Below are 21,827 nucleotides of genomic sequence, written 5' to 3' on the forward strand. Positions count from 1 at the left end.
ACACTTTTAAATGTAATCTCTATTCTTTTTTACCTAAACAGAATTATTTTGAGCACTTAATCCTAAAGTAAATACCAAAATTTGAATAGATGCTTTAGTTCTTTAGAGTCTAATTAGTTTTTTTAATATTATATGAGTCTCCTTTGAGTCTTTGTTCAATGTCAACATAAAACGAGCATTTTAGATTAAAAATTATTCCTTCGCATACTCAAGTCCAAGACCATCACAAGCATTGTAAGTATTTCTTAATTTAAGGTCGTTAGCAAAATAGAGATATTCAGTTAAACTTTGAGAGTAACAATTTGCGAGTAATGTGCTGTTGGTATCGAAGGTAGTTTCTAAATATTTAACGGAATTATCAGTATTCATGAATTCAGATTCATCTAATAATCTATAGGTTCCTGTGGCGATTAAGATAGTATCTTTTGTGGTTCTTGTTTTTGTAAATGTGCCGTCATAGTTGAGCATATAATCCTCCTGCCATTCCATATCTAAGCCTTCAGTAACAGTAGAGGAAAAACTTCCGGTTATTTTAACTAGAGACCATTTTCCTTTATAAGTTAATACATCGGTATCGCCTGTAGATTCTTTACTACAAGAAAATAGTACGGTAAGTATAAGAAATATTGCAAAGATGTTTTTCATAGTTGGTAATTTAAGTGAAATTAGAATTTTATACGCATTCATATTTATATGACCTAAATATTCTAAATGGTTGCGTTAATTCTAAATAAATTTAGTTTTTCTAATTTCAGGCAGATATACTTATAAAAACAAAACCCCTACTGTTTTAATAGTAGGGGTTTAAATATAATATTGTAAATATTTCTAGCCGTTCATAGAAAGTAGAAATTCTTCGTTATTTTTAGTTTGTTTAAATCTCTGGTTGATGAATTCCATTGCTTCTACAGGATTCATATCAGAAAGATACTTTCTCATTACCCACATACGTTGCAAAGTGTTCTCGTCTAATAAAAGATCATCACGACGTGTACTAGAAGATGTAAGGTCTATAGCAGGGAAAATTCTTCTGTTTGCAATTTTTCTATCTAATTGAAGTTCCATGTTTCCAGTACCTTTAAATTCCTCAAAGATAACTTCATCCATTTTAGAACCTGTATCTGTAAGTGCCGTAGCAATAATAGAAAGAGAACCTCCATTTTCTATATTTCTGGCTGCACCAAAGAAACGTTTAGGCTTATGTAAAGCATTAGCATCTACACCACCACTCAAAACTTTACCACTTGCTGGTTGCACTGTATTGTAAGCTCTTGCCAATCTGGTAATAGAATCTAGTAAGATTACAACGTCATGTCCGCATTCCACCATTCTTTTAGCTTTTTCAAGCACAATATTAGCAACTCTTACATGTTCATGGGCTTCACGGTCAAAAGTAGAAGCAACAACTTCTCCCTTAACATTGCGCTGCATGTCTGTAACTTCTTCTGGTCGCTCATCTATTAATAGAATGATCTGGTAAACTTCGGGATGATTGGCTGCAATGGCATTAGCGATGTCTTTTAGTAACATCGTTTTTCCCGTTTTAGGTTGAGAAACAATCATTCCACGTTGTCCTTTTCCAATTGGAGAGAACAAGTCTATAATTCTTGTAGAAACGGTACTTTCTCTTTCTGCTAAATTAAATTTCTCTTTCGGAAAAAGAGGGGTTAAATGTTCAAAAGAGATCCTGTCTCTAACAACTTGTGGATCTAGACCATTAATCTTGGTAATTTTAATAAGTGGGAAATATTTCTCTCCTTCTTTTGGAGGTCTAATTTGCCCAAGTACAGTATCTCCTGTTTTTAGACCAAATAATCTAATTTGAGATTGAGATACATAAATATCATCTGGTGAAGAAAGGTAATTATAATCTGAAGAGCGAAGAAAACCATAGTTGTCCTGCATAATATCCAGTACTCCTTCACTTTCTATAATTGCATCAAATTCATAATCTGGCTCGCGGTAACGGTTTCTGTTATCACGGTTACCATTATTCTTTGGAGAATTAGAATTATTCCCAGAATTGGTGTTATGATTTTGATCTTTATTGCCTTGATTACGAGTATCTTTTCGCGGCTCTCTATTATTGTCTCTACTGTTATCTCTGGAATTTCTGTTATTGTCTCTATCTCTACTGGAGTTAGAATTAGAGTTCGAATTAGAATTTCCATTCTTATCATCTCTTCTAGGAGAATGAGATTTTTCGGTAGGCTTCTTTACTTCTTCTTTAGCTTTTGCGCCTTGATTCTTCTTTTCTGAAGATTTTACAGGAGCTGGTTTTTTGGCTTCTGTTACATTATCTGGCTTATTATTTTGCTCCGGTTTAACCTGATTTTCCTCGCGCTTTTTAGCTGGTTTACGTTCTGAACCTATTTTAGATTTTACAGGCTTTTCGTCTGTCTTTTCCTTACTGATAGGTTTAGAAGCAGTAGTATCATCGTTTAAAACTTCTTTTACCTTATTAGGGTTTGCTGCTTGATAGTCTAGAATTTGATATACTAGATCTAATTTCTTTTGAGTGCGATATTTTGGGACATTCAAAGATTTGGCAATGTCTTGAAGCTCAGGTAACTTCTTAGCTTTTAATTCTGAAATTTCAAACATGTATAAGTATGAATAAGTTTGTGTTTGGTTTTGAATTTACTTCTCGAGGAAGAATCGAAAAAAATATGGAGTCTTAAGTAACCTATATTGAACCGGTTACGCATTATATATGCAATAATACAACTTTATTTTAAATTTTTGAATACCTATTTTAAAAAGAAAACTTAATTTTGCTGTCAATATTTAAGATTTCAAATGTTACAACGAATACAATCTGTTTACTTATTAATTGCCGCGTTATTAAGTGGGGTGTTAATATTTTTTGTTTCTTTGTGGAGCAATGAGGCTGGAGAGCCTACATATGTTGAAGATGTTATGCTGGCTCTGGGTATGTTTTTAGGGTCTGCCATCTTATCGTTCATCACCATATTTTTATTTAATAATAGAAAGCTTCAATTTATCTTGGGGCGTATCAATATAATTTTAAACTTTTTTTTGCTAGGAGTTTTTGTGTATTGGTCTCTAACTGTACCTGGAGAGATGGAAATCTCTGAGAAAGGTATTGGGATGTTTATTCCTATTCTTTCTATCGTTTTTTTAGTGTTAGCCAATAAAGCTATCCAAAAGGATGAAGATCTTGTAAAATCTGTAGACCGGTTACGATAAGCCTATTATCTTAGTGTTATTAGTGCGTAAAAACCCAGAGCGAAAGCTCTGGGTTTTTTAGTTGTAACTATTCGAGTTCTATCACTTCGAGATCAAAAATTCGCTCTCCTTCAATTTTAAATCTAAGCATAGTCCTTTTTTTATGAAATCCGCGTTTTCCTGCTGCGCCCGGATTCATATGCAATAAGTTTAATTTTTTATCATTCATTACCTTCAGAATATGAGAGTGCCCAGAGATAAATAATTTAGGAGGATTAGTTTTGATCTCCTCTTTTACGGCTGGAGAATATTTGTTGGGATATCCACCAATATGGGTGATCCACACATCTACTCCTTCGCAAAAAAATCGTTGATTTAATGGAAACTCTTTTCTTACTTCATGATCATCAATATTCCCGAAAACGGCGCGTAGAGGTTTTACTTTTTTAAGTTGGTCTGTAACAGAAATTAATCCAATATCTCCCGCATGCCAGACCTCATCTGCCTGTTCTGCATAAAATAATATTCTGTCATCTATATGGCTATGGGTGTCGCTTAATAATAAGATTTTCTTCAAAACTGCTTATAACGTTAATTTATGATTACATATAAAACTCGGGGGAGATGCTCCCTGTGAGTTGCTAAGTTTGCCGTATCTTTGCAGGCAATCACGTAAAAGTATCAATTTACATTGAGATATTTTGTAGAACTAGCATATAATGGAAAGGCGTATCATGGTTGGCAAAACCAGCCAGATGCTATTTCTGTTCAGGAAACTTTAGAGAAGGCATTGTTTACCATATTGCAGGTGGAAACCCCTGTGGTAGGAGCCGGGCGTACAGATGCGGGCGTCCATGCTACGCAATATTTTGCTCATTTTGATGCAGATTCTCTTGGAGATCTTCAGGATTGGGTGTATAAATTAAATTCTGTATTACCACCTGATATTGCGGTGTATGATTTGTTTAAAGTTACCGACCAAGCTCATGCTCGGTTTAACGCAGTTAGTAGAAGTTATCAATATCATATTGTGCTTCGTAAAGATCCATTTAATTTTGATGCAGCTCATTACGTGAAGAACCCTTTGGATGTACAGAAGATGAATAGGGCGGCAAGCACCCTTATAAACTACGTAGATTTTAAGTGTTTTTCCAAATCTAAGACAGACGTTAATACTTATAACTGTACGATAACTCATGCAGCTTGGAGGAAGGAAGGCGATAAGCTAGTGTTTCATATCACTGCCAATCGTTTTTTGAGAAATATGGTGAGAGCCATTGTAGGGACTTTGCTTGATATTGGTCTTGGCAAAACAGCAGAACATAGGCTTGATGAAATAATTGAGAGTCGAGACAGACAAAATGCAGGAACCTCGGTGCCAGCAAAAGGTTTGTATTTAACAGAAATTGAATATCCAACATCTATTTTAATTAAATAAATGGCGTCAGCAACAGGAAATGCTTTTGATTTTACCCTTTTTAAAAGGTTAATTAGATATACCAATCCCTACAAATGGACTTTCTATTTTGTAGGTTTTGCAGCAGTTTTATTATCATTTTTTGCGGTTTTTAGACCGTATCTTTTACAGATCACTATAGATGATTCTATAGTGCCTAAAGACAATGATAATTTAGTGTATTATATCAGCTTAATGCTGATAGCCCTAATGTTGGAAGTGATCTTTCAGTTTTGTTTTATTTATTTTGCAAACTGGTTGGGCCAAGAGGTAATTCGAGATCTCCGGGTGAATCTTTTTAAGCATATGCTTCAATTTAAAATGAAGTATTATGATAAATCTGCTGTAGGTAGATTGGTAACCAGAGCTGTGAGCGACATCGAGACCATTGCAAGCATTTTTAGCGAAGGTCTTTTTATGATTGCTAGTGATCTTTTAAAAATGATTGTTGTCTTAGGTTTTATGTTCTATAATAGCTGGCAGCTAACACTTTTGGTGCTATTAGTACTGCCTTTCATATTATATGCTACCAGAGTGTTTCAAAAGAAAATGAAGATCGCTTTTGAAGATGTAAGAAATCAAGTAGCAAATCTAAACACCTTTGTGCAGGAAAGAATTACCGGGATGAAGATCGTTCAGCTCTTTACAAGAGAGCAAACAGAGTATGATAATTTTAAAGAGATCAATGATAAGCATAGAAAAGCATGGGTTAAAACCGTGTGGTATAACTCTATATTTTTCCCAATTGCAGAAATGTCTACGTCTATTACCATTGGTCTTATTGTATGGTACGGTGGTTTAAGAGTGGTAGAAAGTGATGCGCTTAGTTTGGGTATCATTATTATGTTTATTGAACTGGCTCAAATGTTGTTTAGACCTTTACGCCAAATAGCAGATAAGTTTAATACCCTTCAAATGGGGATGGTTGCCGCTAATCGAGTATTTGCAATATTAGATACAGATGCTATTATTAAAAATGAAGGTACTATCGAAATTAAAAACTTAAAAGGTAATATCGAATTTAAAGATGTGCGTTTTGGGTATATAGAAGATGAAGAAGTGCTTAAAGGAGTTTCATTTAAAGCAAATGCCGGAGATACTATAGCGATAGTGGGTTCTACAGGTGCCGGAAAGACAACTATTATTAATCTGCTCAATAGATTCTATGAAATTAATAGCGGACAAATTCTTACTGATGATATTGATATCACTAAAATTACGCTGCAATCTCTAAGAGCTGAAATTGCTGTGGTGCTACAAAATGTTTTCTTGTTTGCAGATACTATTTTAAATAATATAACCCTTCATAATCCAAATGTTACTGAGCAGGACGTTATTAATGCTGCCAAAGAAATAGGGGTGCACGATTTTATTAACTCTCTTCCAAACGGATATCATTATAACGTGAAGGAAAGAGGGGTAATGCTATCTTCTGGGCAAAGACAATTAATCTCTTTCTTAAGGGCTTATGTGAGTAATCCTAGTATTCTTATCCTAGATGAAGCTACCTCGTCTATAGATTCTTATAGTGAGCAGTTAATACAGGATGCTACAGATAAGATTACAGAGGGCAGAACATCCATTGTAATTGCACACAGGTTGGCTACTATTAAAAAAGCAGACAAAATTATAGTTATGGATGCTGGGCAAATTGTAGAAATGGGAACACATAAAGAATTACTTCAGGTACAAGGTGGTTTTTACAAAAATCTATATGAGGTGCAATTTATGGCAGAAGAGTCTATATAATTTCTAAGTAAGATCTTCTTTTAGCTTGTTGATAAGTTCTTCGTTATCTTCAAAGATCACGAACTCACCATCTTTTAGATAAGATATCTGGCCTGTTTCTTCACTAACTACTAAAGCCAATGCATCGGTCTTTTCAGTAATTCCCACTGCAGCCCTATGTCTTAATCCGAATCTTAAAGGAATAGTTCTATCATTAGAAACCGGAAGTATTACTCTGGTGGCGGTAATTTTATTGTCTTCAACAACTAAAGCACCATCATGTAAAGGGGAGTTTTTGAAGAAAATAGATTCTATAATTGGTTGGTTTAATGTAATGTTCATGGCATCTCCAGAATTCTTTACGAAATCTAGTTTTGTGCTCTTTTGAATAATGATAAGGGCTCCGGTAAAGGTTTTTCCCATGTTTTCACAAGCCTTTACTATTGCGGTTAAATTGGTCTTTATTTGTGTATCATCTTTTACAAACCTGAAGGATCTTAAGAATTTTCTTCTGTGGGTAAAGTTGGTAGAACCAATCATTAATAAGAATTTTCTTATTTCTTGCTGAAATACTACGATCAATGCAAAGATTCCTGCCCCTATAAATTCACCCAGTACATTACTCAGCAATTCCATTTGCAACAGTTGGGTGATCTTCCAAACTACCCAAATGATCACAATTCCCACAAAAATGTTTACAGCAACGGTACCTTTAACGAGTTTATATAGATAGAATAGCAGTATTGCTAAAAACACAATATCTACTATATCTAAAATACGAAGGTTTAAGAAATCCAAATTCTGAGGCTTTGTGTAAAAATAGAAAATATACGCTTAGTTTGGCAGAAGAGATGTTAATTTCACAACTTCCATAGCTTCCTTTACATCATGCACTCTTAAAATATTTGCACCTCTGGTAATAGCGATGGTGTTTAAAACAGTCGTGCCGTTTAAAGCGTCTTCAGCACTACATTCTAAAGTCTTGTAAATAGTAGACTTTCTAGATAATCCAGCAAGAATTGGAAGATCTAGATTTTTTAAAAGTTCGAGCTTACCAAGTAATTCAAAATTTTGAGCAATATTCTTTGAAAATCCAAAGCCCGGATCTATAATTACATCGTTAATTCCTAGTGCTTTGGTTTTACTTATTATTTCTGAAAAGTAGTAGATCACATCCTGGGTTAGATCCTTATAATCTGTAAGATCTTTCATGGTTCTTGGATTACCCCTCATATGCATTGCGATGTAAGGTGTTTGATATTTAGCAATTACAGTTAGCATCTTATTATCTAGATGTCCGCCAGAGATATCGTTAATTATTGCTGCTCCGGCATCAAGGCATTTTTCAGCAACCTCACTTCTAAAAGTATCTATAGATAAAAGAGTTTTCGGAAAGTTTTTAAGTATAGATGTTATTGCAGGAATAACGCGTTCTAATTCCTCGGCTGTACTAATATCTGTTGCACCTGGTCTACTACTATAGCCTCCCAGGTCTAAAAAAGTAGCTCCTTCATTCAGCATTTTTTCAGCAGATACCAATAAACTTTCTTCTGAATCTTTTCTGCTTTCAGAATAGAAGGAATCTGGAGTTAAGTTTAGTATTCCCATTACTTTTGGCGTAGTGAGATCTATAAGGGTGCCTTTACAGTTAATTGTCATTCTTTAAAGCTTATAATTTTGAAGTTGAATTACCTCTGGTAAATTAACTTTGACTATCTAAATTATTTGACCGAAATTTACGGAAATTAGACTGTTTTTTATGAAGGATACTTCAAAACAATATGATGCGGTAGTAGAAATATGTCGCTCTTTGTTTTCAAATAAAATGAGAGATTATGGAAGTGCTTGGAGAATTTTAAGACTTCCTTCTTTAACCGATCAAATTTTTATTAAAGCGCAACGCATTCGCGGACTTCAGGAAAACGAGGTTAGAAAAGTGGATGAAGATGAAATTCCTGAATTTATTGGGATCATTAATTACGCTATCATGGCGCTTATTCAATTAGAGAAGGGAATCGCTGCACAACCAGATCTTTCTTTAGAAGAGGCAATTTCTTTATATGATAAACATATTTCTGAGACTAAATCCTTGATGGAAAATAAGAATCATGATTATGGAGAAGCTTGGAGAGAGATGAGAGTCAGTTCTCTTACAGATCTTATCCTTCAGAAATTATTAAGAGTTAAGCAAATTGAAAATAATAAAGGCAAGACGTTGGTAAGTGAAGGTTTAGATGCTAATTATCAAGACATGATTAATTATGCCATCTTCGCCTTAATCCTTTTGGAAGAAAAGGAGGCTTAAATTTAAAGTCTATTACTAGTGCAGCCCTATTTTAAATGCATATTGAATTTACTAGATATTATAAATAGCTGTAATTATTTAATCTTGCTACAGATGCCATATTATATACTATAATTATCTCAATCTAAAATATCAAGTTTAGATATTAAACCAGATTAAACATGAAAGTATTTGTAGGAATTACACGAATCTTTGTTGGGATCTTATTTATGATCTCTGGTTTTATTAAACTTAATGATCCTATTGGTTTTTCCTTTAAGCTTCAGGAATATTTTAGTGCGGAGGTATTAAATCTGGAATTTCTTGCTCCATTTGCATTAGCAATTGCTGTGATCTTGGTTGTTTTTGAATTGGTGCTAGGGGTGATGCTTATTATAGGATATTTACCAAAATTTACATTATGGAGCTTATTGCTCATGATACTGTTCTTCACTTTCCTAACATTCTATTCAGCTTATTTTAATAAAGTAACAGATTGTGGATGTTTTGGAGACGCCTTGCCATTAACGCCTTGGCAGTCTTTTTATAAAGATGCTTTTCTACTAGTGTTGATATTAATTCTGTTCTTCAACCCGAAATTGATTACTCCAATTTTAGTGCCTGCATCTCATAGATGGGTGATTTTCTTGGCATTTATGTTAAGTTTTCTTTTTGGATATTACGTGTTAATGCATTTGCCACTTATAGATTTTAGAGCCTATAAAATTGGGAATAACATTCAAGAACAAATGGTTCTCCCGGAAGATGCGCAGAAAGCGGAAGTGGAGTATAGATGGAAATTTATTCAGAATGGAGAAGAGGTAGTGATAAAAAATAATGGCATTTATCCGCAAGTTAAAGGAGAATATTTAGGAGTGGAAACCAAAGTTATAAAAGAAGCAGATCTACCGGCTATTCCATATTTTAAGATCGAGAAGAATGGAAAAGATCGTACAGATGAATTTTTAGCAGAAGATAAGCTAATAATGATCGTTGCGTATAATTTAAGAAATACTGAAACTCAAGGTTATAAAGAAATAAAGCTACTTACAGATAGCGCTTTAAGAAACGGATATACCGTGATTGGCCTTACAGCATCCGGAAAAGACAAACAAGAAGAATTAATTGAAAAGTTCGACCTCGGATTCGAATTTTATCAGTCTGATGAAACTGGATTGAAGGCGATAGTTAGATCTAATCCTGGAATATTGGTACTTAATAAAGGCACCATCACTCAAAAGAAACACTGGTTTGATGCCGCAGAAATTGGATTGTAATGGCTACTATTTCAAATAGTCTTGTTAATCTTTAAGGCTATGTTTCTACTTATCAATATATTTGTAATTCTTGAAAATGAACTGCTTTTTAGATAGCATCCAATTAAATAATTATCATCTCAAACTTCCATTGCATAGGTTGAAGGAAGTTTAATTAACATTTAAATACTTAGAATGAGAAAGAATATTGTTGCCGGAAACTGGAAAATGAATAATGATCTTGCCGAAACTCAGGAATTATTATCGCACTTAAAAATGCAATTGGTAAAAGAGCCTAAAGCAGATGTTTATGTAGCACCATCTTATATAAGTTTATTTAGTGCTTTTGAATCGCTAAAAGGAACCGCTATAGAGGTAGCCGCGCAGAACATGCATTTTGCAGAGAAAGGAGCTTACACAGGTGAAATTTCTGCAAAAATGTTGAAAAGTGTAGGGGTAAAGACAGTAATTTTAGGTCATAGTGAGCGTCGTGCTTATTTTAATGAAACCGATGAATTGTTGGCAAAGAAGGTAGATGCTGCTTTAGAAAATGAAATGACGGTGATTTTTTGTTTTGGTGAAGAATTAAAAGATAGAAAAGCAGACCAACATTTTGAGGTAGTAAAAAATCAATTAGAAAATGGTCTTTTTCATATATCTAAAGATGCTTGTAAAAATGTGATCTTAGCCTATGAACCGGTTTGGGCAATAGGAACAGGAGAAACAGCATCTCCAGAACAAGCTCAGGAAATTCATGCGTATGTTCGAAAAATGCTTACAGAAAAATTTGGTGAGACCATCGCGCAAGATGTTTCCATTTTGTATGGAGGAAGTGTAAAGCCAGATAATGCTAAAGATATCTTTGGTAAAGAAGATGTTGATGGAGGACTTATTGGTGGTGCCAGCTTAAATGCAGTGGACTTTTTAGCTATTGTAAATTCTTTTGAATAAAATATGAATTACTTAGAATTTCAGTTCAAAATAGAACCGCTTCAACCTGCTTCAGAGATCCTGATTGCAGAATTAGGAAATGTTGGTTTTGAGAGCTTTGTAGAAAATGAAGAAGGGATTACTGCCTATATTCAGGTTAACGAATTTCAAGAAGGATCATTAAAAGATATATACGTTCTAAATTCCGACGAATTTGAAATAAGTTATACTACTTCAGAGATCGAGCAAGTGAATTGGAACAGTGAGTGGGAGAAGAACTTTAACCCAATTATAGTGGATAATAAATGTTCTGTTCGAGCTCCATTTCATGTAAAGCCAGAAACTGAATTTGATATAGTTATAGAGCCTAAAATGTCTTTTGGAACCGGCCATCATGCAACTACGCATATGATGCTTCAGCATATCTTAAAAGATGATTGGAGAGATCTGTCTGTATTAGATATGGGCTGTGGAACAGGAGTTTTGGCAATACTTGCAGGGATGAAAGGTGCTAATCCTATAGATGCAATAGATATAGATAATTGGTGTTATCTAAATACGATGGAAAATGTGGAGCGCAATAATGCCAATAACATATCGGTTTATGAAGGTACGGCAGCGCTTTTAGAAGGGAGATCTTATGATAGAATTATAGCTAATATCAATAGAAATATATTATTAGAAGATATAAGTATCTATTCAAAATGTTTAAAATCTGGCGGAAAATTATATTTAAGCGGATTTTATGTGGAGGATATTCCAATGATAGAGAAAGAGTGCAATGCTAATAATTTAAATATAGAGGCAACACTGGATAGAGAAAATTGGGCTGCAGTAAGTTTTACTAAGGTTTAATTTTTTATTAATTAGTATCTTTGTAACTGAATTTCAATATATTAAAAACTGAAGATGAGCACGAAAGAAGAAGTATTGGAAAGAGTAAAGACCAGTACAAAAAAGCAACAGAATTACGAGATCGTTCTATTTAATGATGATCATAACACCTTTGATCATGTTATAGAAACGTTGATCACTACTTGTGAGCACACCGCAGAGCAAGCAGAGCAATGCGCAATTTTAGTACATTATAAAGGGAAATGTACTGTAAAGACAGGAGATTATAAAGATCTTAAACCTAGATGCTCTAAATTATTAGATGCGGGTTTAAGTGCTGAAATAATGGGGTAATCTCATTAATTTAAGTGTTAAATATCCAATAATGTAAGTTTTTTCTTACTTTATTGGATATTTTGTTTTATGTTTATAGGAACCAAAGTAAGGTTTTAAATACCCCCTATCTAACCCTAACTTAAATTCCTACTTATGAAAATTAAAAAATTACCATTACTATTATTGGCATCTGGATTATTTTTCACTTCTTGTCAGAAAGATGATATTTCAGATACCACCTTAGATGATTCTTTAAATGCAACTTCAGAATTAACCCCGGAAACCATTGATAAGATAAAAGCATTACACTTTAATCCTGTAGATGCTACTGTTGGAAAGATCATGCTACCAGATGGTAGTTATGAGAAAACCTATATTGTGGAAGGAGATATTGCTTTAAATTCATCTCAATTAAATAGCATGAGCACTGCAGAGATCACTAATAAGCAGTATAGAACCAATAACCTTGTTAGTAATAATAGAACGATAAGAGTAATTGGATATACTGGTGGTTCTCAAGCCTTAACTACTAAGCAACGCACAGCATTACAATATGCTATTAACAATTACAATGCATTAAACATTGGTCTTACTTTTACCTTAACCTTTGGAACTAACTATTCTCCTTATGATATTGTAGTTTACCAAACAAACAACGGTCAAGCAGGTGGAGTAGCAGGATTCCCTAGTGGAGGAAATCCTTACAAATACGTGCAGATCTATAGTGGTATGGAGAGCTATAGTGTAGATACTAATGAGCATGTGATGACACATGAAATTGGACATACCTTAGGAATGCGTCATACAGATTGGTTTAGCCGCCAAAGTTGTGGGCAATCTGGAGAATCTGCAGGAGCAGATGGAGCTGTATTAATTCCAGGAACACCTAGCGGATATGATGCTACTTCTGTAATGTTAGCTTGTTTTAGCGCAAATGAAGATGGAGAATTTGGAGCAAATGATATTACTGCCTTTGAATACCTTTACTAATAATTAATACGGGGGTATTTAATACTTTAAAAAAATGGATATATTTATTTCCATTTTTTCTTTTTATAAAATAAATCAAATTAATCTTTCTTGAATTTAAAATAAAACATATATTTGCACCCGCAAAAAGGCCTCGTGGCGCAACTGAATAGCGCACTTGATTACGGCTCAAGAGGTTCCAGGTTTGAATCCTGGCGAGGTCACAATAAGATCCTAATTTTCTTTTATAGATAGTTAGGATTTTTTTTATGCTTAAAATTGACTTTAAGCTGATGTCAAATTAGTTGATTGATGTTTTTATTTTGAATACCGCAAATTTGGGAATAGTGACCTTATTAAACCTGTAAAAGTTTTAAGGTGTAATTAATTGAAGATTAGAGTTAAATTATTTATTTCATAATCTCACCTTGCTTTTATGTAATTGTTGCAAGATATTGTAAAACAGATTGTTAGGATTGCATTTTCCCAGTGCTATATTTAGGTGCTTTCAATTCAATTAAAAGTATTTTAAGTTATTATAGAAATTTATAGTCTCTTTCATTAAATTACTCCCATTAACCTACTTACTTATGTCCTCAGATAATAGCCTAAAAGAGAACTTCTACGATCTTTTGTCACGTGATATTTCTATTCTAGAATGGATTACAAAAGACACCCTTTACGGTATTTGGGTCGTAAATAAAGATTTTCCAAGAAACTTTTGGGCTAATGATGCTTTTCTAAAGAATTCTGGATTTACCTCTGTAGCTGCGCTTATTGCAGATCTTAATTCTTTATTATTTTCATCAGAATTAGAAAGAATACAGAAAATTGTGCAAGATTCTTCAGATGAGATTTCTGATGTAAAATTATCTTTTAATTTTCAGAAAGATTATAGAGGTGAGATAGAACTTCAGGCTCATGTACAAAAAGTTGTAGATACTAATGGGGAATGGTTATATATCTTCAAATTTTCAAGAATTGATACCGATGAGAACAATGTTGATTTCTTACTGGATACACTAGATAAGGCTAAGAATAAATTATCTATTTATCATGAAACCAATAAGATAGCAGAAGTTGGTGGTTGGGAAGTAGATCTCATTAATAATAAATTGTCTTGGACCAGAATAACAAAAGCGATACATGAAGTTGATGCAGATTATGAACCAGATATCAGTTCAGGGCTCAATTTTTATAAGCCGGGTAGGAGTAGAGATAAGATCACGAAATTATTTGATAATGCCATTACTAAAGGAGTTCCTTTTGATACCAAGTTAAAGCTTATTACAGCTAAGAACAGGGAGATCTGGGTTAGGTCTTTAGGAAAACCTGAATTTAAAAATGGGAAATGTGTGAGAGTCTATGGAGCCTTTCAAAACATTGATCGAGAAAAAAGAATTCAGTTAGAATTTGAAAGAACCAAAGAGCAATATGAAATGATTTTCAATAACTCTGCAATAGGTAATGTATTGGTGCATAGTTCTGGAAAATTGTTAGAGGTAAATCCTGCTACCTTAAAGATCTTTGGTTTTGAGCAAGAAGATATGGAGACAGCAATGTCTTTAACTTTTAAAGATCTTATTCATAAAGATTTTCTGCAAGCTGCTGTTAAACAGCGAAAAATGTTGGTATCTGGAGAAGTAGATAGCTATCAATTAGAATCTAAATTCTACAAAAAGGATGGTTCTCTAATATGGTGTAGAACAAACTCATCTATAATTAGATCTTTAGAAGATAATGGAGATCTTATTATTACACAAATAGAAGATATTAACGATACCAAAGAGCTAGAGGTTAAAGCAAGTGAGAACTCAAAAAGATTTAAAGCAGCCTTTGAGTATTCTCCAAATGGAATGGGAGTAGTAAGTCTGGAGGGCAATTGGCAGATGGTTAACCAAAATCTGGCAAGTATGTTTGGGTTTTCCAAAGAGGAATTCAAAGAGAAATCTTTTAAAGAGCTTACTCATGAAGATGATTTTAAAAAGGATACGGCATTGCTTGGTTCCCTTTTAAATAGAGAAATTGAAACCTACAGTGTAGAAAAAAGATTTATTCATAAGAGCGGCAGAACCATATTTGGATTGCTAAATGTTTCCACTATACTTGGGGAGAATGGGCAGCCACTATATTTAATTGGACAAATTAGCGATATTACAAAACGTATCGTTTCTGAAAGGGCATTGCAAAAAAGCTTAAATGAGCTTCAGTGTTTGATGGATGCAACTTCTCAGATAGCTATTATTCAAACAGATCTGAAGGGTAAAGTGGAAAAGTTTAATAAAGGAGCAGAAAACCTTTTAGGTTATAAAGAAGAAGAGATAAAATATACTTTTAACGCCACCGGTTTTCATGATGAAGAAGAAATTGAAAGTAGAGCCCTAACACTTAGCGATAAATATAATAAGAACATTTCAGGATTTGAGATATTCTCGTATCCGGCACAAAGAGGTGATTACGATGCTCGAGAGTGGACCTATATACGTAAAGACGGAAGTAGGTTTACAGTGCAGCTTATAGTAACTCCTATTACCAATCATAGAGGTAAAATAACCGGATTTTTAGGGGTAGCAACAGACATTTCTCAGCTTAAAGAGATGGAGGTCTCTTTAATAAATGCAAAGATCAAGGCAGAAGCAGCCAGTAAATCTAAATCTGAATTTCTGGCGAATATGAGCCATGAAATTAGAACTCCATTAAATGGAATTATAGGATTTACAGATCTTCTTATGAGAACAGAGCTAGAGAACTCTCAGCAAAAATATATGCATACCGTATATAATTCGGCAAATTCTTTAATGGACATTATAAACGATGTTTTAGATTTTTCTAAAATTGAAGCAGGTAAATTAGAACTAAGTGTAGAGAGAACAGATCTTATCGAGCTTTGCGATCAAACCGTAGATATTATTAAGCATCAAGCCCACAAAAAAGGCTTAGAAGTCTTGATGAATATTTCCCCATCTTTAAGAAGGTATGTTTATGCAGATGCTGTAAGGTTGAGGCAAATTCTTACCAACCTTTTGGGTAATTCAGTTAAGTTCACTCAAAAAGGTGAAATAGAATTAAGCATTTCTTCAGAAACTGTAGAGGGTAGTGAAAATGATAGAATCTTAACTTTTTCAATTAGAGATACAGGAATTGGAATTGCGCCTCAAAATCTAAAAAAGATATTCCATGCTTTTGATCAGGAAGATGCTTCTACAACTAGAAAGTATGGAGGTAGTGGCTTGGGCTTGTCTATTAGTAATAAGCTCTTAAATCTAATGGATAGTAAATTAGAGCTAAGAAGTGTACTTAATGAAGGGAGTGAGTTCTATTTTAAAGTAAGACTTCGCACAGATAAGGAAATTAATTATATCTCTAGACCTAGCAAAAATGTAAAAAATGTGCTGGTAATAGATGACAATACTAATAACAGAATTATCTTAAAAGACATGCTGGCCGCTAATAATATAGATTCTCAAGAATGTGCTAACGGAGTAGAAGCCTTAAACATACTTAAGAAAGGAGAACAAAATTTTGATCTGGCTATTGTAGATTTCAATATGCCATATATGAATGGTATTAGTGTGATAGATCAAATAAGGAATAACCTTAAATTAACATCTAATGATCTTCCTGTTATTCTTTTACACAGTTCTACTGAAGATGATGAAATTTTAAAAGGTTGTAAGAGATTGGATGTTAGATTTAATATTCCAAAACCTATACAGATACATACCTTGTATAAAATGATAGATGAAATTGAAGAACCGGGAGTAGCGCCACAAGCTGCTCCTAGAGATCTGAAATTTACCATGGATAGTTCAAAAGTTTACAATATTCTAATAGTGGAGGACAATCCTGTAAACAAATTTCTTGCAAAGACTATTATTAAAAAAGTTTTACCAAATGCAAATTTGCTGGAGGCAGAAAATGGAGAGGATGCCGTTACTATCTTTCAGCAATTTAATCTGGACCTCATTTTTATGGATATTCAAATGCCGGTTATGGGAGGAATTGAAGCTACAAGAGAAATTAGAAAAGTAGAGAAGGAAAATTCCTACACCCCAATTGTTGCTCTTACTGCTCGAACCGTTAAGAATGAAGAAGAACTTTGTCTGGAATCTGGAATGGACGATTATCTTACAAAGCCAGTGGTAATGGAAGATATGAGGCTAATGATGGTTAAGCATCTTAAAACAGATTAATTCATATTTTCTATTAAATAGAGAAAGAATATTTTCTAAAATTCTTATTTGCACCCTTGCCAAATACTATGTATATTATAGTTTCGCTAATACTAGTCTGATTCTATTTAAAGTTATACTTTTGGAGACTAGTTTAGATAGTACAATTTTGTCCCAAATACCCCAGTATGAATAATTTACCCCAAAATGATTGTTTTCAAGTACTTCTTATTGAAAGGTCTGAGGTTGAAAGTATGCATTTTATCGATGTAATGAATAAACATCATAACAACGTATGTGTTGAGGTTTGTAAGAATAGTTTTGATGCAGTACAATGGGTGCAAGAAAATAATGCAGATGTAATTATTATAGAAGAAGATGCTCAACCTATGAGTGCATCTCAAACTATAGATTATCTTATGTTAGAGCTTAATTCAGAAACGCCTGTTTTTGTCACTGCTACTTCTTCTCAAGAAAGATATTATCAGAATTTAATTCTGAAACCCTTTACAGAAAGATCACTAGTCGCGCTATTTGATGCTACATCGGTAGCAATTAAGGCTGAGGAAATTTCACTTTATTCTTTGAACTATTTAATGGATATATCAGATGGAGACACAGATTTTATCATGGAAACCTTAGATGTTTTTAAGTCTTCCGTAAAAGAGAAAATAAGGGAGCTAGATGCTGCCTCTAAAGAGGGAGATAAGAAAGAAGTTGGTGGAATAGCTCATAATATTAAACCTTCTTTTGAGATGTTAGAAAATGAAGAAGGAACAAGTATCTGCAATGAACTTACCTATTACAAGGCTGAGACAGCAATCCCAGAACTAGTGGCCAGACTCAAATTAATATTTGAGGAAATTGTAGAACAAATAGATGCAGATTTTTCAACTAAAAATATATAGATGCAACGTATTCTTATCATAGAAGATAATCCAATGATCGTTAAATCTTTAGAGTTTAAACTCAGCAAAGATGGTTATCATGTGGTTACAGCCATAGATGGAAGAGAAGCCATGAATATTTTAGGGGAACAATCTTTTGATCTAGTTTTAACAGATCTAATGCTTCCTTTTGTTACTGGCAACCAGCTTATAAAACATATAAAGGAGAGTTCTCCCGAAACTTCAATTATCGTTCTTTCTACTTCTAAGCAAGAAAAAACTATTATGGAAGCTTTTAACTTTGGCGTAGACGATTTTATTACCAAGCCTTTTAACCCCAATGAGTTAACCCTACGTGTAAAAAGATCGCTCAAGAAAATTTAATATGAGTTTATGGATGATTTCTTTAGACATATTACCAATAATGGGAATTGGATCCTGCAATTAAATATAGTTTTTGCAGCTTTTTTCCTGAGTATAACATTGGGCTTTGTCTTCGCTATTATTTATCTGCGTATTTCAAAAATTATTAAGAATAGAGAAATTGGAAAGCAAAAGGAGTTATTTTCCAATTATATCATGCTTTATTTATTTGATACCAATATACCTTCCATAGAAGAGGTAAAACAATTTAAGGAGCAATATATACAAACCAAACTTTCCGAAAAGATCGCAGTTAAAGTTCTGCTTATTTTTGAAGAAAATTTTAAGGGTGAAACCAATCAGAAAATAAAAGAATTATTCTATCTGTGGGATCTTCGTAAAATTGTTGAAAACGATCTTAACAGTGGAAAATGGTATAAGATAGCAAGAGCTATCTATGTAGCTGCAGAGCTTAATCTTAATGATTTTAGTAAGAATATTGAACAATATTTGGATGCTGAAAAAGATGAACTCAGACAGCAAGCAATCCTTTATTTCATCCAGCTCTCTAATAAGAGTCCGCTTTTGTTCCTATCAAAAATTAAAAAGCCTTTGACGCTTTGGGAGCAAATTTATATTGAAGAATGTTTAAAAAGTAATTATACAGGAGAGATTCCAGATTTTTCTAAATGGTTAAATAGTGATCTGGCGAGTGTAAAGATCTTCTCTATTAAAATGATTGGAGAATATAATCAATATGAGAATATTCCAAACCTGCTACCATTTTTAGAAAGTAAAGATTTAGATATAAAAAAGGAAACTATCCATAGCTTAGGAAATTTAGGCTATCCAGAGTTGCTTATTTATTTAAAAGAAACATTTCAAAATGAAGTACCAGTCTTAAAAAGTTTTATTCTGAAAACTGTGATGAAAATTGGAGCTATAGAAGATGTTCTGGAGTTGGAATCTATGATCCCGGTAGAAGACTGGGGAACTAGACAAACCTTATTTAAGATCAAAAAACGCTGGAATAAAAAAGAATTTGCATTTTCCACAGTTTAATTTCATCTTGTAACAGATTTCCAAAATTCTTCAAATGATTTTAGTTTGAACATACATCAAATTACAGAAATTGCAAGCTGGCTATTCTTATTATATGGAATTATAATTTGTTCGGGATATTGTTTTGCAGCTATCTTCTCTTTTTTGGAAATAAGAGATTATAAAAGAAAGAACAATTTTCAGGCAGAATTTGCACTTCTTCAATCTTCTAGTCTTCCTACTATTTCTATTTTAGCTCCTGCATATAATGAAGAAGCGAACGTGGTAGAAAATGTTCGTTCGTTACTTACTCTTAACTATCCTTCTTATGAAATTGTTATTATTAATGATGGGAGTAAAGATGAAACGCTACAAAGATTAATAGACACTTTTAAATTAGAACTGGAAGAATTCTTATATCATCCTTTTATACCGTCTAAAGAGGTAAGAGGTATCTATAAATCTAAAAACGAATCTTTCAAGAATCTTACTATTATAGATAAGGTTAATGGCGGAAAGGCAGATGCGCTAAATACAGGTATTAATGTGTGCGACAATGATATAATCTGTTGTATAGATGTAGATTGTATCTTAGAGTCTGATGCATTGCTTAAATTAGTAAAACCATTTCTTAATAATTCAAAAAAAGTTATTGCTTCCGGTGGTATTATTAGAGTTGCAAATTCTTGCACTATTGAAGATGGCCGAATTTTAGAAGTAAAGCTGCCAGATACTTTCTTAGCCAGAGCTCAGATCATAGAATATTTTAGAGCTTTCTTAATGGGAAGAATGGCATGGTCTAGGTTAGATGGCTTATTGCTTATTTCCGGGGCGTTTGGGATGTTCGATAAGGAAACGGTTATTGCGGTTGGAGGTTACAACCATGAAACCGTAGGAGAAGATATGGAGTTGCTGGTAAGAATGAGAAAGAAGATGAGAGAGGATAAAGTTCCATACACGGTTGGATTTGTACCAAATCCGCTTTGCTGGACAGAAGTTCCTCAAAAATGGGGTGTATTACATAGGCAACGTAACAGGTGGACCCGAGGTACTGCAGAAACATTAATGTTGCATAAAAAAATGCTTTTCAATCCTAAATACGGTGTTTTGGGGTTGCTTAGCACACCTTACTGGTTCTTTTTTGAATGGTTAGCGCCTATAATTGAGTTTTTAGGACTTGTTTATTTAATATTGATCACAATTTTTACAACTCCCAATTATTGGGTCTATTTAATATTTTTTGGAGTAGTATATACCTTTGCCATCTTGTTCTCCATTACGGCACTATTCTTTGAAGAATTTTCTTTTCAGCAATATAAAAGGCCTAAGTACATTATAAAGCTGCTGGGAACAATTTTATTAGAGCCATTAATATATCATCCATTTGTAATGTGGGCTTCTGTAAAAGGTAATTGGGATCTTATTCATGGAAAGAAAACTTGGGGTGCCATGGCAAGAACGGGGCTGGGAAGCAAAAAGTCTTAAACTTGTTCGCCTCCAGCCTATGGAAAACGGATAAAATTTTGTAGATTAATTATTATAATCTTAGAACGAATTTCTGTTTCTTAGAATGGCAAAATAATGCCAATTTATATTACATTTTCCCTACTTAAATTAAATAATCTTCAGGTAAATGAATTGTGTAATTATTGATGATGAGGAGCTACCCAAAAAGATCTTAGCCAAATTGATTTCTCAAACAACGGCTTTAGATCTTATTGAAGTATTTGATAATCCCATAGAGGGGCTGAAGTTCATCAATAACGACGAGAATACTATAGATCTAATTTTCTTAGATATCCTTATGCCCAATTTCTCAGGATTCGATTTATTACGCGCAATAAGATCTAATGCACAAATAATTCTAATCTCCTCTGCTAAAGATTATGCGCTTAACGCATTTGAATATTCTAATATTACTGATTATTTACTCAAACCTTTTCAGAAAGATCGATTTAATAAAGCGATAGATAAAGCGGTTTTGCAAAATAATAATTTGAGTATTCTTAATAGCAGATCCACAACGGTGGAGCTATCTGAATCAGAAAAGGAGATCTTCATCAACACAGATAAGCGTCTTATAAAAATTAAGGTTTCAGAGATAGAATATATCGAGGCTAGTGGAAATTTTATAAATATCAAGACCGTTAATCAAATGCACCTTACATATTCTTCCTTGAAGAAAATAGAAGCCAAATTACCAGCCTCTTCTTTTATTCGAGTTCATAGGTCTTTTATCATCAATTATAAAGAGATCATAGATATACAAGATAACAGTGTTTTGATAAATAACAAGCTAATTCCTATTAGTAGAAGATATAAGACACAGCTTATTAAAAGGATCAACCTCTTATAATTACACTCTTATTTTAAAAACCTTAC

Annotated in this window: 20 protein-coding genes and 1 tRNA gene; 16 read left to right on the forward strand and 5 right to left on the reverse strand. The window is 33.4% G+C overall.

Translation table 11 applies throughout. The annotated features are described in order from the left end of the window. Window positions 1–192: 192 nt before the first annotated feature. Window positions 193–645 (reverse strand): hypothetical protein, encoded by a 453-nt coding sequence (locus P163_RS09105; RefSeq protein WP_156100677.1) that lies wholly within the window; start codon window positions 643–645, stop codon window positions 193–195. Window positions 646–828: 183 nt separating this feature from the next. Further along, window positions 829–2,604: a transcription termination factor Rho gene (gene rho, locus P163_RS09110; RefSeq protein WP_034889877.1), complete on the reverse strand. Its 1,776-nt coding sequence runs from the start codon at window positions 2,602–2,604 to the stop codon at window positions 829–831. A gap of 195 nt (window positions 2,605–2,799) precedes the next feature. On the opposite strand from rho, the gene P163_RS09115 reads away from it, so the two are divergent. Then, on the forward strand, window positions 2,800–3,210 hold the full coding sequence (locus P163_RS09115; protein WP_034889880.1) for a DUF4293 domain-containing protein: 411 nt from the start codon (window positions 2,800–2,802) through the stop codon (window positions 3,208–3,210). 67 nt (window positions 3,211–3,277) lie between these two features. Here the strand turns inward: P163_RS09115 and P163_RS09120 are convergent, their stop codons facing one another. After that, on the reverse strand, window positions 3,278–3,766 hold the full coding sequence (locus P163_RS09120; protein ID WP_034889883.1) for a metallophosphoesterase family protein: 489 nt from the start codon (window positions 3,764–3,766) through the stop codon (window positions 3,278–3,280). A 114-nt stretch (window positions 3,767–3,880) separates the two neighbouring features. Between P163_RS09120 and truA the strand changes: the two genes are divergently transcribed. Together truA and P163_RS09130 are read left to right on the forward strand one after the other, a co-directional pair. Then, on the forward strand, window positions 3,881–4,627 hold the full coding sequence (gene truA, locus P163_RS09125; protein WP_034889887.1) for a tRNA pseudouridine(38-40) synthase TruA: 747 nt from the start codon (window positions 3,881–3,883) through the stop codon (window positions 4,625–4,627). After that, window positions 4,628–6,394 carry an ABC transporter ATP-binding protein gene (locus P163_RS09130; protein ID WP_034889890.1) on the forward strand — a complete coding sequence of 589 codons (1,767 nt, stop codon included), beginning with the start codon at window positions 4,628–4,630 and terminating at the stop codon, window positions 6,392–6,394. Window positions 6,395–6,397: 3 nt separating this feature from the next. On the opposite strand, the gene P163_RS09135 is transcribed toward P163_RS09130, so the two are convergent. Together P163_RS09135 and folP are read right to left on the reverse strand one after the other, a co-directional pair. Beyond that, window positions 6,398–7,171 (reverse strand): diadenylate cyclase, encoded by a 774-nt coding sequence (locus P163_RS09135; RefSeq protein ID WP_034889892.1) that lies wholly within the window; start codon window positions 7,169–7,171, stop codon window positions 6,398–6,400. Window positions 7,172–7,207: 36 nt separating this feature from the next. Continuing rightward, window positions 7,208–8,032 (reverse strand): dihydropteroate synthase, encoded by an 825-nt coding sequence (folP, locus tag P163_RS09140; protein WP_034889894.1) that lies wholly within the window; start codon window positions 8,030–8,032, stop codon window positions 7,208–7,210. A gap of 100 nt (window positions 8,033–8,132) precedes the next feature. On the opposite strand from folP, the gene P163_RS09145 reads away from it, so the two are divergent. The 13 genes from P163_RS09145 (at window position 8,133) to P163_RS09205 (ending at window position 21,801) form a co-directional block, all read left to right on the forward strand. After that, complete coding sequence (locus tag P163_RS09145; protein ID WP_034889896.1) at window positions 8,133–8,678, forward strand: DUF1599 domain-containing protein; 546 nt, start codon at window positions 8,133–8,135, stop codon at window positions 8,676–8,678. A 161-nt stretch (window positions 8,679–8,839) separates the two neighbouring features. After that, the gene (locus P163_RS09150; RefSeq protein ID WP_034889915.1) at window positions 8,840–9,934 is read left to right on the forward strand and encodes a BT_3928 family protein; all 1,095 of its coding nucleotides are present in this window, start codon (window positions 8,840–8,842) and stop codon (window positions 9,932–9,934) included. Window positions 9,935–10,108: 174 nt separating this feature from the next. After that, on the forward strand, window positions 10,109–10,864 hold the full coding sequence (gene tpiA / locus P163_RS09155) for a triose-phosphate isomerase (RefSeq protein ID WP_034889918.1): 756 nt from the start codon (window positions 10,109–10,111) through the stop codon (window positions 10,862–10,864). A 3-nt stretch (window positions 10,865–10,867) separates the two neighbouring features. After that, on the forward strand, window positions 10,868–11,698 hold the full coding sequence (prmA, locus tag P163_RS09160; protein ID WP_034889921.1) for a 50S ribosomal protein L11 methyltransferase: 831 nt from the start codon (window positions 10,868–10,870) through the stop codon (window positions 11,696–11,698). Between the two features lie 54 nt (window positions 11,699–11,752). Beyond that, the gene (locus P163_RS09165; protein WP_034889924.1) at window positions 11,753–12,031 is read left to right on the forward strand and encodes an ATP-dependent Clp protease adaptor ClpS; all 279 of its coding nucleotides are present in this window, start codon (window positions 11,753–11,755) and stop codon (window positions 12,029–12,031) included. A 135-nt stretch (window positions 12,032–12,166) separates the two neighbouring features. Further along, window positions 12,167–13,003 carry a M57 family metalloprotease gene (locus tag P163_RS09170; protein ID WP_034889927.1) on the forward strand — a complete coding sequence of 279 codons (837 nt, stop codon included), beginning with the start codon at window positions 12,167–12,169 and terminating at the stop codon, window positions 13,001–13,003. A 129-nt stretch (window positions 13,004–13,132) separates the two neighbouring features. Next, window positions 13,133–13,206 (forward strand) — tRNA-Arg (locus P163_RS09175). 366 nt (window positions 13,207–13,572) lie between these two features. Continuing rightward, a complete protein-coding gene (locus P163_RS09180; protein ID WP_034889930.1) occupies window positions 13,573–17,175 on the forward strand; it encodes a PAS domain S-box protein in 3,603 nt (1,200 codons plus the stop codon). A gap of 167 nt (window positions 17,176–17,342) precedes the next feature. Beyond that, complete coding sequence (locus P163_RS09185; protein WP_034889933.1) at window positions 17,343–18,062, forward strand: Hpt domain-containing protein; 720 nt, start codon at window positions 17,343–17,345, stop codon at window positions 18,060–18,062. Beyond that, window positions 18,063–18,425 carry a response regulator transcription factor gene (locus tag P163_RS09190; RefSeq protein ID WP_034889936.1) on the forward strand — a complete coding sequence of 121 codons (363 nt, stop codon included), beginning with the start codon at window positions 18,063–18,065 and terminating at the stop codon, window positions 18,423–18,425. 9 nt (window positions 18,426–18,434) lie between these two features. After that, window positions 18,435–19,466, forward strand: coding sequence for a HEAT repeat domain-containing protein (locus tag P163_RS09195; RefSeq protein WP_034889939.1), 1,032 nt, complete (start codon window positions 18,435–18,437; stop codon window positions 19,464–19,466). 45 nt (window positions 19,467–19,511) lie between these two features. After that, entirely contained in the window at window positions 19,512–20,930 is a 1,419-nt protein-coding gene (locus P163_RS09200) for a glycosyltransferase family 2 protein (RefSeq protein WP_034889942.1), read from the forward strand. Window positions 20,931–21,078: 148 nt separating this feature from the next. Then, on the forward strand, window positions 21,079–21,801 hold the full coding sequence (locus tag P163_RS09205; protein WP_034889945.1) for a LytR/AlgR family response regulator transcription factor: 723 nt from the start codon (window positions 21,079–21,081) through the stop codon (window positions 21,799–21,801). Window positions 21,802–21,827: the final 26 nt, after the last annotated feature.

The organism is Gillisia sp. Hel_I_29, assembly GCF_000744275.1.
Taxonomy (GTDB): Bacteria; Bacteroidota; Bacteroidia; order Flavobacteriales; family Flavobacteriaceae; genus Gillisia.

Bases quoted from the DNA above. Each gene is read 5' to 3' on its own strand.
- P163_RS09105 (WP_156100677.1), bottom strand. From the start codon at position 645: ATGAAAAACATCTTTGCAATATTTCTTATACTTACCGTACTATTTTCT.
- rho (WP_034889877.1), bottom strand. From the start codon at position 2,604: ATGTTTGAAATTTCAGAATTAAAAGCTAAGAAGTTACCTGAGCTTCAA.
- P163_RS09115 (WP_034889880.1), top strand. From the start codon at position 2,800: ATGTTACAACGAATACAATCTGTTTACTTATTAATTGCCGCGTTATTA.
- P163_RS09130 (WP_034889890.1), top strand. From the start codon at position 4,628: ATGGCGTCAGCAACAGGAAATGCTTTTGATTTTACCCTTTTTAAAAGG.
- folP (WP_034889894.1), bottom strand. From the start codon at position 8,032: ATGACAATTAACTGTAAAGGCACCCTTATAGATCTCACTACGCCAAAA.
- P163_RS09145 (WP_034889896.1), top strand. From the start codon at position 8,133: ATGAAGGATACTTCAAAACAATATGATGCGGTAGTAGAAATATGTCGC.
- P163_RS09150 (WP_034889915.1), top strand. From the start codon at position 8,840: ATGAAAGTATTTGTAGGAATTACACGAATCTTTGTTGGGATCTTATTT.
- tpiA (WP_034889918.1), top strand. From the start codon at position 10,109: ATGAGAAAGAATATTGTTGCCGGAAACTGGAAAATGAATAATGATCTT.
- prmA (WP_034889921.1), top strand. From the start codon at position 10,868: ATGAATTACTTAGAATTTCAGTTCAAAATAGAACCGCTTCAACCTGCT.
- P163_RS09165 (WP_034889924.1), top strand. From the start codon at position 11,753: ATGAGCACGAAAGAAGAAGTATTGGAAAGAGTAAAGACCAGTACAAAA.
- P163_RS09170 (WP_034889927.1), top strand. From the start codon at position 12,167: ATGAAAATTAAAAAATTACCATTACTATTATTGGCATCTGGATTATTT.
- P163_RS09180 (WP_034889930.1), top strand. From the start codon at position 13,573: ATGTCCTCAGATAATAGCCTAAAAGAGAACTTCTACGATCTTTTGTCA.
- P163_RS09185 (WP_034889933.1), top strand. From the start codon at position 17,343: ATGAATAATTTACCCCAAAATGATTGTTTTCAAGTACTTCTTATTGAA.
- P163_RS09190 (WP_034889936.1), top strand. From the start codon at position 18,063: ATGCAACGTATTCTTATCATAGAAGATAATCCAATGATCGTTAAATCT.
- P163_RS09195 (WP_034889939.1), top strand. From the start codon at position 18,435: ATGGATGATTTCTTTAGACATATTACCAATAATGGGAATTGGATCCTG.
- P163_RS09205 (WP_034889945.1), top strand. From the start codon at position 21,079: ATGAATTGTGTAATTATTGATGATGAGGAGCTACCCAAAAAGATCTTA.